We start from the raw sequence: 9,477 nt of genomic DNA, 5'->3' as shown, positions 1-9,477 counted from the left end.
GGCCGCGCACCCCGGTGTCCAGCACATCAGCTTTACCGGATCAGTGCGCACGGGCGCGCTGGTGCAACAGGCGGCAGGCGCCAACGTTGTGCCGGTCACTCTGGAACTGGGCGGCAAATCTCCGCAACTTGTCTTTGATGATGCCGATCTGGACGCCGCGCTGCCCTTTCTGGTCAATGCAGGTATTCAAAACGCCGGGCAGACCTGTTCCGCCTCATCACGCATTCTGGTGCAGCGCGGTGTCTATGCATCTGTGCGCGATCGTATGGCCGAGGCCTATGGTAAATTGACCGTTGGCCCGGCTATGAGTGACTTGCGCCTCGGGCCGCTGATCTCGGCCCGTCAAAAGCAGATCGTCGAAGGGTTCCTGAGCAAGGGCGCGGACCTTGCCATCGCTGCGCAAGGCCAGATGATGGACGCCCCGGACACCGGTGCCTATGTCTTGCCAACGCTTTTTGACGACGTGCCCGCAGACCACAGCCTCGCGCGGGACGAAATCTTTGGCCCCGTGCAGGTCCTGATTCCTTTTGACACCGAAGAGGATGCCGTGCGGATCGCAAACAGCACCGATTACGGCCTTGTGGCCAGTATCTGGACCGCGAATGGTGCGCGGCAAATGCGTCTAGCCAAACAGCTGCAGGCGGGACAGGTGTTCATCAACAATTATGGCGCGGGCGGCGGTGTCGAATTGCCTTTCGGCGGGATCGGCAAGTCCGGTCATGGTCGTGAAAAAGGGTTCGAGGCACTTTATGGCTTTTCCACCCTCAAGACGGTGGCAGCCCATCATGGCTGAGTTGGCCGTTCAGAAAACATGCCACTGCCAGTCGCTGCCGTTTAACCAAGTCCAACATTTCGACCTTGCTGAAAGGAATTTCGATGATCTTTGAAAACCGCTTTGAGGGCCGCCACGCCGTTGTGACCGGCGGGGCGGCGGGTCTAGGATATGGCATCGCCAGCCGCATCGTCGCCGAAGGCGGCAGTGTCGAGGTCTGGGACATCGACGCGACTGCTCTCGCCGCGCTCGATCTGACCAATTGCACCACCCGGCAAATCGACGTGACAGATGTAGAGGCTGTGGCAACGGCCATGACCGAGGCCAAACCCGACATCCTCGTCTGTTCGGCTGGTATCACCGGGCCAAACGCCACCACGTGGGACTACGCAGTCGAAGATTGGCTGGCCATCCATAACCTCAATCTCAACGCAGTGTTCTATTGCTGCCGGGCCGCCGCACCCATCATGAAGGCCAAGGGGTGGGGGCGGATCGTCAACATCGCCTCTATCGCAGGGAAAGAAGGCAACCCCAACGCCCCGGCCTATTCCGCCTCAAAGGCTGCTGTGATCGGGCTGACCAAGTCGCTGGGCAAAGAGTTGGCCACTTCGGGGGTGACCTGCAACGCCATTGCCCCCGCTGCGGTGCGCACCGCGATCTTTGAACAGATGACGCAGGAACACATCGATTTCATGCAGTCTAAAATCCCGATGGGGCGCTTTGGCACTGTCGAGGAAATCGCGGCCATGGCCTGCTGGTTGGCCAGCGACGAGGCCAGCTTTTCCACCGGGTTCTGCTTTGATCAATCCGGTGGGCGGGCCACCGCCTGACCCCCGCAACCCAATTGTAAAGGAGAAGTCCCATGCAACTTGACGGCAAAACAGCCCTCGTCACCGGAGGGGCCAGCGGTTTTGGCACCGGCATCGCGCGCGCCTTTGTCGCCGCTGGCGCACAAGTCATGGTGGCGGATATTAATGGCGATGGGGCGCAAGCTGTTGCGGACGAGATCGGCGGCAGCGCGGTTGAGGTGGACGTCTCAAACGGGGCCTCGGTGCAGGCCATGGCGGATCATACGCTCGCGGCATTTGGGCACCTCGATATTCTGGTCAACAATGCGGGTATCACCCACCTGCCCCAACCTCTTGATGAGGTGAGCGAAGAGGATTTCGACCGTGTGCTGGCGGTCAACGCCAAGTCGGTCTACCTCACCGCACGCAGCCTCGTACCCCATATGAAATCGCGCAAGGCAGGCGCCATCCTGAATGTCGCCTCAACTGCAGGCGTGTCACCCCGGCCCCGCCTCAACTGGTACAATGCCTCCAAAGGCTGGATGATCACGGCGACCAAGGCGATGGCGGTTGAACTGGCCCCGGACGGCATCCGCGTCAACGCGATCAACCCGGTGGCGGGTGAAACCCCACTGCTCAAATCGTTCATGGGTGAGGACACGCCCGAAATCCGGGCCAAGTTCCTGTCCACAATCCCCTTGGGTCGGTTTTCGACACCCGAAGACATGGGGGCGGCGGCGACGTTTCTGTGTTCCGATGCCGCCTCGATGATCACGGGCGTCGCGATGGAGGTGGATGGCGGCCGCTGTATCTGAACGCTAAAGCCCCGCCACCAATTCTTTCACCAGCGCACGCGGTCGGGTGATCGACAAAACCGTGTGCGCCTCTTGGCGTCTTCCATCGCGGACCAAACAGGCAGCCATGGAAAAATCGATCAGATCGCGCTGTGCGTTCGACCCGCCAAGACGCGCGTGATCCTGCATGGCTGTGCCGAACTGGTCAGCGGCCCGCGCCCAATGCCCATCCGCCATCTCGCGGTAGGCTATGGCAACCGTTTTCGTCAAATCGGCCACCGGTCCGGCGGCATTCTCGATGATCCCCTCCAACGCGTCGCGGTTGCCTGCAAGGGCATGGGCAATGGCCGCATGGAAATCGGCAAAACCCAATCCCGGTTTGGGGAATTTTGCCAGCGCATAGGCGCTGAGTGCCTCCCAACGGGCGATCGGGACATCGACACCGGCCAGTTCCGCGCGAAACATGAGGGCAGCAGCATCTGTCATCACGTTCAGCGGCGGCCCCTGACTGCGCCCGGGCGCGATGTCGGTGTCGAGCACCTGCCACATCCGATCCAGATCACCCGCCTCAAGCGACCACAGACCCACATGCCAGGACACATGATTGTACAGCGTGGCGGACGGATCATAGCGCCCCCACCAGTCGGTCAAATACCGCAATCCTTCCGCGTCCTTCAGTTGCTCGTAATATAGGTGCGCGCGAATATGGGCGGAATGGGCGCTGTCAGGATTGGAGACGAGGGCTGCTTCGATATTGGCTTCGGCCGCACTGAGCTGACCGAAGTCGAGTTGCGCAAAAGCCAGCTGCGCGCGGCACCACCAGTTGTCGCCATAGTGCGGCGCGATCCCTGCGATAAAGGCAAGCTGTTCCGCCTCGCGCCCCGGAAGGCCGGAAAAGCCGATGAGACCAAAGACGCTCGTGCACATCTGCGCAATCAGAACGTCGCGCGGCCAGCTTTTGACGTGTTCGTAGACAGCTGCACGGGCCTCTGCGGGTTTGCCCTCCAGCAGCAGGGTCGAGGCGTTGATATGGGATTCCTCGCGCGTGCTGAGCCCAGCAGACAAGTCATGCGCGCGGGCCAGACTTGCCTTTACCTGCTCAGGTCGGGCGCGCAACTGCATGTCGCGGGCCAGACCGATATGTGCCAGAGCAAACCCCGCATCAGCCGCAATCGCCGCCTCGAATGCCTCCGTCACCCCGGACTCGGCCCCCAAAAAGCGTTGTACACCAAGATCATAGGCATCCCGCGCCTCTGGTGACGATGTGCCGACGGGGTTTCCATACGCGTCTTCAAGCATGACTTGGGCCCTTCCATGCGCAGCAGTATCTTACAGTGAAAACGCCTCCGCGCACTCTGTCAACGATTGCGCAACCTTGCTGCGCGCCAACGGCCCTTGCCGCCCAACCCGAATAAGGCATGATAGGGCCAACCACTCCGGAGGATCCCATGCAACCTGTCAACCTCGCCGCCAAGCTGGCCCAGTTCACCACGCATTGGGACCCGCACGTGATCGCCGACTACAACGACAACGAGGTGATGGTCGTCAAATTTCAGGGTGAATTTCCGTTCCACCTGCATGAGGATACGGACGATTTCTTTTTCGTGCTCGAAGGCGAGATGGTGATGGACCTCGAGGACCAATCCCATGAGGTGAAACAGGGGGAGCTGTTCATTGTGCCCAAGGGCGTCACGCACCGCCCGCGCGCGGCAGATGAATGCAAAGTGCTGCTGATCGAACCCAAGGGCGTTCCGAACACTGGCGATCCGGCGACCGCAGCCGCCAAGCCACGCATATGACCATGCAAAGCTGCGCGAACGCCCCTGCCGGAGGCCCGACCCCAACATGATCCCAGGCCCGCAAAACGCAATCACCGACATCGAGGGGCTCAAGGTCGGCAACGCGCAGGATGATGCCCTTAAATCCGGTGTCACCGTATTGACGGCTGATGTTCCTTTTACCGCATCGGTTTCGGTTCTGGGTGGCGCGCCGGGGACGCGCGAAACCGATCTGCTGGCGCCTGACAAATCGGTGGCGCAGGTGGACGCGCTGGTTCTGTCAGGCGGGTCTGCCTATGGGCTTGATGCGTGCTCTGGTGTCGTGGCGGCGCTGCGCGATGCAGGGCGCGGTTACCGCGTGGGCAGCGCCATCATTCCACTGGTACCGGGCGCAATTATCTTTGATCTGTTGTCAGGCGGAGACAAGTCGTGGGACGCTTCCCCTTACCCCGCTCTCGGGCGCGCCGCTTTTGAGGCAGCGACCACATCCACACCCATCGGTACGGTTGGTGCGGGAACGGGCGCGATGACGGCAATGATGAAAGGCGGGCTCGGCACAGCCTCTCTCGTGCTGGACAACGGGATCACGGTGGCGGCCCTTGTGGCGGCCAACCCGATGGGCAGCGTGACAACCCCCGGAGAAAAGCATTTCTGGGCCGCCCCCTACGAGATAGACGGCGAGTTTGGCGGCCTCGGTCCGGACCCGAACAGCGGTCTCGGGCGCACACTCACCAGCCGCAAATTGACCGCAATGCTTGAACGCGCCAACACCACCATCGCCATCCTTGCCACGGATGCGGCCCTCGACAAGGCCCAGTGCCAGCGCGTCGCCATCGCCGCCCATGACGGCATCGCGCGCGCTTGCGTACCTGCCCATAGCCCGGGAGATGGCGATCTGGTATTCAGCGTGTCGACCGGTGCCAAACCGGCCAGCGCGCCCACCGATCTGGGGCTGATCGGCCACGCCGCGGCCCTCTGCCTTGCCCGTGCAATTGCACGCGGGGTGCACGCGGCCTCGGCTGCGCCGGACGATCTGCTGCCCACATGGGGGACCCTGAATGCCCAGACTTGAGCACGGCGATATCTCACTCCACTACGAGATCGAGGGCAATGGCCCGCCCCTGTTGATGCTGGCGGGGTTCATGTCAGATCACGCCAGTTGGACGCCACTTGTCCCCCTGCTTGGCGCGCATTTCACCTGCATCCGCATCGACAACCGGACGACGGGACAGACCACACCATGGAATGCCCCGGTGTCGATCGATCTGATGTGCACGGACGCATTGGCGCTTATGGATCACCTCGGTTTCGCGCGGTTCCACCTGCTCGGCCACTCCATGGGCGGGATCATCGCGCTGCGCATGGCGCAGGCCGCACCCGAGCGGTTGGCCTCCACCCATGTTGCGGCCTCCGCGCCGATCAGGCTGCCTCGCAACACGGCGCTGTTTGCCAACCTGATCGCGGTCCGCCGTTCGGATGCGCCGCCAGATACGTGGCTGCGCGCCCTGTTCCCCTGGCTGTTTAACCCGCGAGTCTATCACCATCCTGCAGGCCTCGATCAGGCAGTGGCTGACAGCCTGGCCTATCCGCATGCCCAATCCGCAGATGCGATGGAACACCAGCTGACCGCGCTCCGTGATTTCGACGGCACCGCCCTCGCCTCTCCGACTTGCCCGGCGCAAGTGCTGGTCGGTGCACTGGATCTGATCGTGCCGCCCGATCACGCCTTGGCCGTCCTCGGCCACCTGCCGCATCACATCATCGAAGAAGCCGGACATTCGATCCATTGGGACGCCCCGGAAACCGTGGCCGACCTTGTCCGGTGCTACGCCAACAAGCATCCGATCTGAAGGAACGCGCATGCAAGACCTTTATGGCCTGCCGATCACCTGCGACAGCGACACAACGCGCCAGGGCATAGACGACTTTGTGCATGGCTTCATCAGCTTTCAACCCAAAGCCGCCAACATCCTGAAAACGGCGAAAGCCGATCCGGGCAATGGCCTTGCCAACGCCTATGCCGCCATCCTCTACATGCTGCTCGAAGCACCAGCAGCCCCCAAACTGGCGCAGCCCTTCCTTGATAACGCGGAACGTGCAACCGGCCTCACCCCGCGCGAGGCGGGTGCCGTCGAGGCTGCACGCCTGTTCGTCACCGGCAAAATTCCCAAGCTGATCGAGCTGTGCGAGGCGACGGTCAGCGCCTACCCCCGCGACATGGTCATGCTCAAACTGGGCCAGTACCACACATTCAATATCGGCGATTTCCCGGCGATGCTGCGCGTCGCGCAAAAGGCGCAACCCGGCGCGGCGGACATCGCCTATGCACACGGCATGCTGGCCTTCGGCTTCGAGGAATGCCACCTGCTCGATCACGCAGAACAGGCCGCGCGGCATGCGCTCGACCTCGACCCATCCGAACCCTGGGCGCATCATGCGCTGGCGCATATTTACCTCACACGCGGGCAAGTGACCGAGGGAACCGAATTCCTTGAATCTGTCGCCCATCACTGGGCCGACCTCAACAGCTTCATGCACAGCCACAACTGGTGGCATCTGGCGCTGTTCTACATCTCTGCCGGGCGCAACGATGACCTGCTGGCCGCCTATGACACCCACGTCTGGGGTCTCTCCAAGGACTACTCGCAAGACCAGATCGGGGCCGTGTCACTGCTGGCACGCATGGAGTTCGCAGGTGTCAATGTCGGAGACCGTTGGCAGGACGTGGCCGATCACATCGCCAAACGGGGCGCTGATACGACATCGCCCTTTCTGACGCTGCAATACCTCTACGCGCTCGGGCGCACCAAACGGGGAGAGGCGGAAACCCTGCTCAAGGCGATCGAGGCGCGGGCCGAAGACAAAACCCAGCACGATGTCGAAACATGGCGCGACGTCGCCCTTTGGGCAGCCCATGGCATCGCGGCCCATGCGGCAGGCGATTATGACGACACCATCCGCTTTCTGGGCAAGGCCCTGCCCCGCCTCGCCGAGGCGGGCGGTAGCCACGCGCAACGCGACCTGTTTGACCAGATCCATCTGGATGCGCTGATCAAATCAGGACGCAGCGCGCAGGCCCAGCAAGTCCTCGAAATGCGCCGCACCTTCGATCCGGATGGGGTCCCGCTCAACAGAATGCTGGCGCAAGTCTATGACGCATCCGGTTTGCCCGCTCAGGCGGAAGAGGCGCGGGGCCGCATTGCTTCTTCTGACTGAAAATACCACCGCCGGAGGCAATCCGCAGGAGGGTCTGAAAAGGCCCTCCTGACTAAAATCGAGCCGCGCGTCAGCGCGTCCTTATTCACCAACCATTGGCACGACATTTGTCTCGATACGCCCAAGTGAGGCCTGCACCGCATCGACGATACCGTCCGCATTCAGACCGGCATCCGCATACATCTCATCCGGCCCGGCCTGATCAATGAATCGATCCGGCAGGCACATGGTGCGCACTTTCAGCCCCTGATCCAGTAACCCCTCAGACGCCATTGCCTGCAGCACCATGGCTCCAAACCCGCCCACAGCGCCTTGCTCGACCGTGACCAGCATGGCATGGCCCGCCGCCAGATCGCGGATCAGCCCCATATCCAGCGGCTTGGCAAAGCGCGCATCGGCAATGCTGACGGACAGACCTTCGGCTTCCAGCAGCGCCGCAGCCCGCTCGCACTCATCCAGATGCGTGCCCAGCGACAACAGCGCCACGTCCGACCCCTGTTGGATCATGCGACCCTTCCCGATCTCCAGCACTTCGCCACGCTCCGGCATCTCGACCCCGCGCCCATTGCCCCGCGGATAGCGGAATGCGATGGGGCCGCTGTCATGCGCCGCTGCCGTCGTCACCATATGCATCAGCTCCGCCTCATCTGCGGCCGCCATGACAACCATCCCCGGCAGGGCCGCGAGATAACCAATGTCGAAAGACCCCGCATGGGTCGCCCCATCGGCCCCCACCAACCCTGCACGATCAATGGCAAAGCGCACGGGCAGACCTTGCAGAGCCACATCATGCACCACCTGATCATAGCCGCGTTGCAGGAAGGTCGAATAGATTGCGCAGAACGGCTTTAACCCCGAAGCGGCCATGCCGGCGGCAAAGGTTACCCCATGCTGTTCGGCGATCCCAACATCAAAGACGCGGGCGGGAAACAACTCGGCCATCTTGTCCACACCCGTGCCCGAAGGCATCGCGGCGGTGACGGCGACAATGGCCGGGTCACGCGCGGCAAGGTCGGCCAGCGTTGTGCCGAACACAGACGTATAGGACGGCGCATTGCTTTTGCCCTTGCTCTGCGTGCCGGTTTCAACATCGAAACGCGACACACCATGATACTTGTCCGCCGACCCTTCGGCGGGGGCATAGCCCTTGCCTTTGACCGTGCAAGCGTGGATCAGAACCGGACCGCTTGCGCGGGCACGGGCGCCGCGCAGAACGGACAGAACCTGCCCCATATCGTGCCCATCAATCGGGCCGATATAGTCAAATCCCAGCTCTTCGAAAAACGTCCCCTTGCTTTCAACACCCGTGACCATCTCGCGCGCCCGTCGCGCACCATCGCGCATTGGTTTGGGCAGGACCTGCTCCATCCCTTCGGCAATCGCCTGCAAGGGGGCCAGCGGAGAGTTGCGGGTGAGGTTGGACAAATATGTGCTCATCGCCCCTGTGGGCGGTGCAATCGACATCTCGTTGTCGTTGAGGATCACGAAAAGCCGACGGCCCTCGTGACCCGCATTGTTCAAGGCCTCATAAGCCATGCCCGCACTGATCGAGCCATCGCCGATCACAGCAACAGCATCTCCCGTCGGCATGCCCATGTCGCGCCCGACGGTAAAGCCAAGGGCAGCAGAAATGGAGGTAGAGGAATGCGCGGCGCCGAAGGGGTCATAAGCGCTCTCGGCGCGTTTGGTGAAACCGCTGAGGCCACCCTTTTGGCGCAACGTGCCCATGCGGTCCCGCCGCCCGGTGAGGATTTTGTGCGGATAGCACTGATGCCCCACATCCCAGATCACCTTGTCGCGTGGCGTGTCGAACACGGCGTGGATGCCGACGGTCAGTTCCACGACGCCAAGGGACGATCCCAGATGGCCGCCCGTGCGGCTGACCGCGTCGATCACGTCGGTGCGCAGCTCATCCGCAAGGCGCGCCAGTTCGGTGTCAGACAGGGTCTTGAGATCTGCGGGCCCCGCAATGCGGTCCAGGGTGGGTGTCTTGGTCATTGCGCACATCCTTTCCAGGTCTTGCAGCCCCACTCCGCCTTGCCTGCGGGTTTGCGTGGGGCAAAAAAGGCGCCGCGCCGGATGGAACAGGCACGGCGCCAGGTTCCTGTAGCCAACAGGAAGGGAACCGG

At 62.4% G+C, this 9,477-nt stretch carries 9 protein-coding genes; 7 read left to right on the top strand and 2 right to left on the bottom strand.

Translation table 11 applies throughout. From position 1 onward, the window contains the following. The 3 genes from Q1A89_RS22170 to Q1A89_RS22160 form a co-directional block, all read left to right on the top strand. Window positions 1–793: aldehyde dehydrogenase family protein (locus Q1A89_RS22170; RefSeq protein ID WP_299733722.1), on the top strand; the 793-nt coding region annotated here is incomplete at its 5' end. An 83-nt stretch (window positions 794–876) separates the two neighbouring features. Beyond that, window positions 877–1,602, top strand: coding sequence for an SDR family NAD(P)-dependent oxidoreductase (locus Q1A89_RS22165; protein WP_299733720.1), 726 nt, complete (start codon window positions 877–879; stop codon window positions 1,600–1,602). 32 nt (window positions 1,603–1,634) lie between these two features. Beyond that, window positions 1,635–2,375, top strand: a complete 741-nt coding sequence (locus Q1A89_RS22160) for an SDR family oxidoreductase (RefSeq protein WP_299733718.1) — start codon at window positions 1,635–1,637, stop codon at window positions 2,373–2,375. A gap of 3 nt (window positions 2,376–2,378) precedes the next feature. Here Q1A89_RS22160 and Q1A89_RS22155 read toward each other — a convergent pair whose 3' ends face one another. After that, window positions 2,379–3,653 (bottom strand): tetratricopeptide repeat protein, encoded by a 1,275-nt coding sequence (locus Q1A89_RS22155; RefSeq protein WP_299733716.1) that lies wholly within the window; start codon window positions 3,651–3,653, stop codon window positions 2,379–2,381. A gap of 149 nt (window positions 3,654–3,802) precedes the next feature. Here Q1A89_RS22155 and Q1A89_RS22150 point away from each other — a divergent pair, with 149 nt between their 5' ends. Genes Q1A89_RS22150 through Q1A89_RS22135 form a run of 4 tightly spaced genes read left to right on the top strand, consistent with a single transcriptional unit; the run spans window position 3,803 to window position 7,348 of the window. Beyond that, a complete protein-coding gene (locus tag Q1A89_RS22150; RefSeq protein WP_299733714.1) occupies window positions 3,803–4,153 on the top strand; it encodes a cupin domain-containing protein in 351 nt (116 codons plus the stop codon). A 46-nt stretch (window positions 4,154–4,199) separates the two neighbouring features. Continuing rightward, the gene (locus tag Q1A89_RS22145; RefSeq protein WP_299733712.1) at window positions 4,200–5,204 is read left to right on the top strand and encodes a P1 family peptidase; all 1,005 of its coding nucleotides are present in this window, start codon (window positions 4,200–4,202) and stop codon (window positions 5,202–5,204) included. Continuing rightward, window positions 5,191–5,982, top strand: coding sequence for an alpha/beta fold hydrolase (locus Q1A89_RS22140; protein WP_299733710.1), 792 nt, complete (start codon window positions 5,191–5,193; stop codon window positions 5,980–5,982). Before Q1A89_RS22145 ends, Q1A89_RS22140 begins: the two co-directional genes overlap by 14 nt. A gap of 10 nt (window positions 5,983–5,992) precedes the next feature. Then, entirely contained in the window at window positions 5,993–7,348 is a 1,356-nt protein-coding gene (locus Q1A89_RS22135) for a tetratricopeptide repeat protein (RefSeq protein WP_299733708.1), read from the top strand. Between the two features lie 81 nt (window positions 7,349–7,429). Here Q1A89_RS22135 and dxs read toward each other — a convergent pair whose 3' ends face one another. Continuing rightward, entirely contained in the window at window positions 7,430–9,346 is a 1,917-nt protein-coding gene (gene dxs, locus Q1A89_RS22130) for a 1-deoxy-D-xylulose-5-phosphate synthase (protein WP_299733706.1), read from the bottom strand. Between the last annotated feature and the right edge of the window lie 131 nt (window positions 9,347–9,477).

The sequence above is a fragment of the uncultured Tateyamaria sp. genome (assembly GCF_947503045.1).
Taxonomy (GTDB): domain Bacteria; phylum Pseudomonadota; class Alphaproteobacteria; order Rhodobacterales; family Rhodobacteraceae; genus Tateyamaria.
Note: the sequence above shows the minus strand (reverse complement) of the source record. Positions and strands in the feature narration are given on the sequence as shown.

Coding starts and splice junctions, on each gene's coding strand:
- Q1A89_RS22165 (WP_299733720.1), top strand. CDS start 877: ATGATCTTTGAAAACCGCTTTGAGGGCCGCCACGCCGTTGTGACCGGC.
- Q1A89_RS22160 (WP_299733718.1), top strand. CDS start 1,635: ATGCAACTTGACGGCAAAACAGCCCTCGTCACCGGAGGGGCCAGCGGT.
- Q1A89_RS22155 (WP_299733716.1), bottom strand. CDS start 3,653: ATGCTTGAAGACGCGTATGGAAACCCCGTCGGCACATCGTCACCAGAG.
- Q1A89_RS22150 (WP_299733714.1), top strand. CDS start 3,803: ATGCAACCTGTCAACCTCGCCGCCAAGCTGGCCCAGTTCACCACGCAT.
- Q1A89_RS22145 (WP_299733712.1), top strand. CDS start 4,200: ATGATCCCAGGCCCGCAAAACGCAATCACCGACATCGAGGGGCTCAAG.
- Q1A89_RS22140 (WP_299733710.1), top strand. CDS start 5,191: ATGCCCAGACTTGAGCACGGCGATATCTCACTCCACTACGAGATCGAG.
- Q1A89_RS22135 (WP_299733708.1), top strand. CDS start 5,993: ATGCAAGACCTTTATGGCCTGCCGATCACCTGCGACAGCGACACAACG.
- dxs (WP_299733706.1), bottom strand. CDS start 9,346: ATGACCAAGACACCCACCCTGGACCGCATTGCGGGGCCCGCAGATCTC.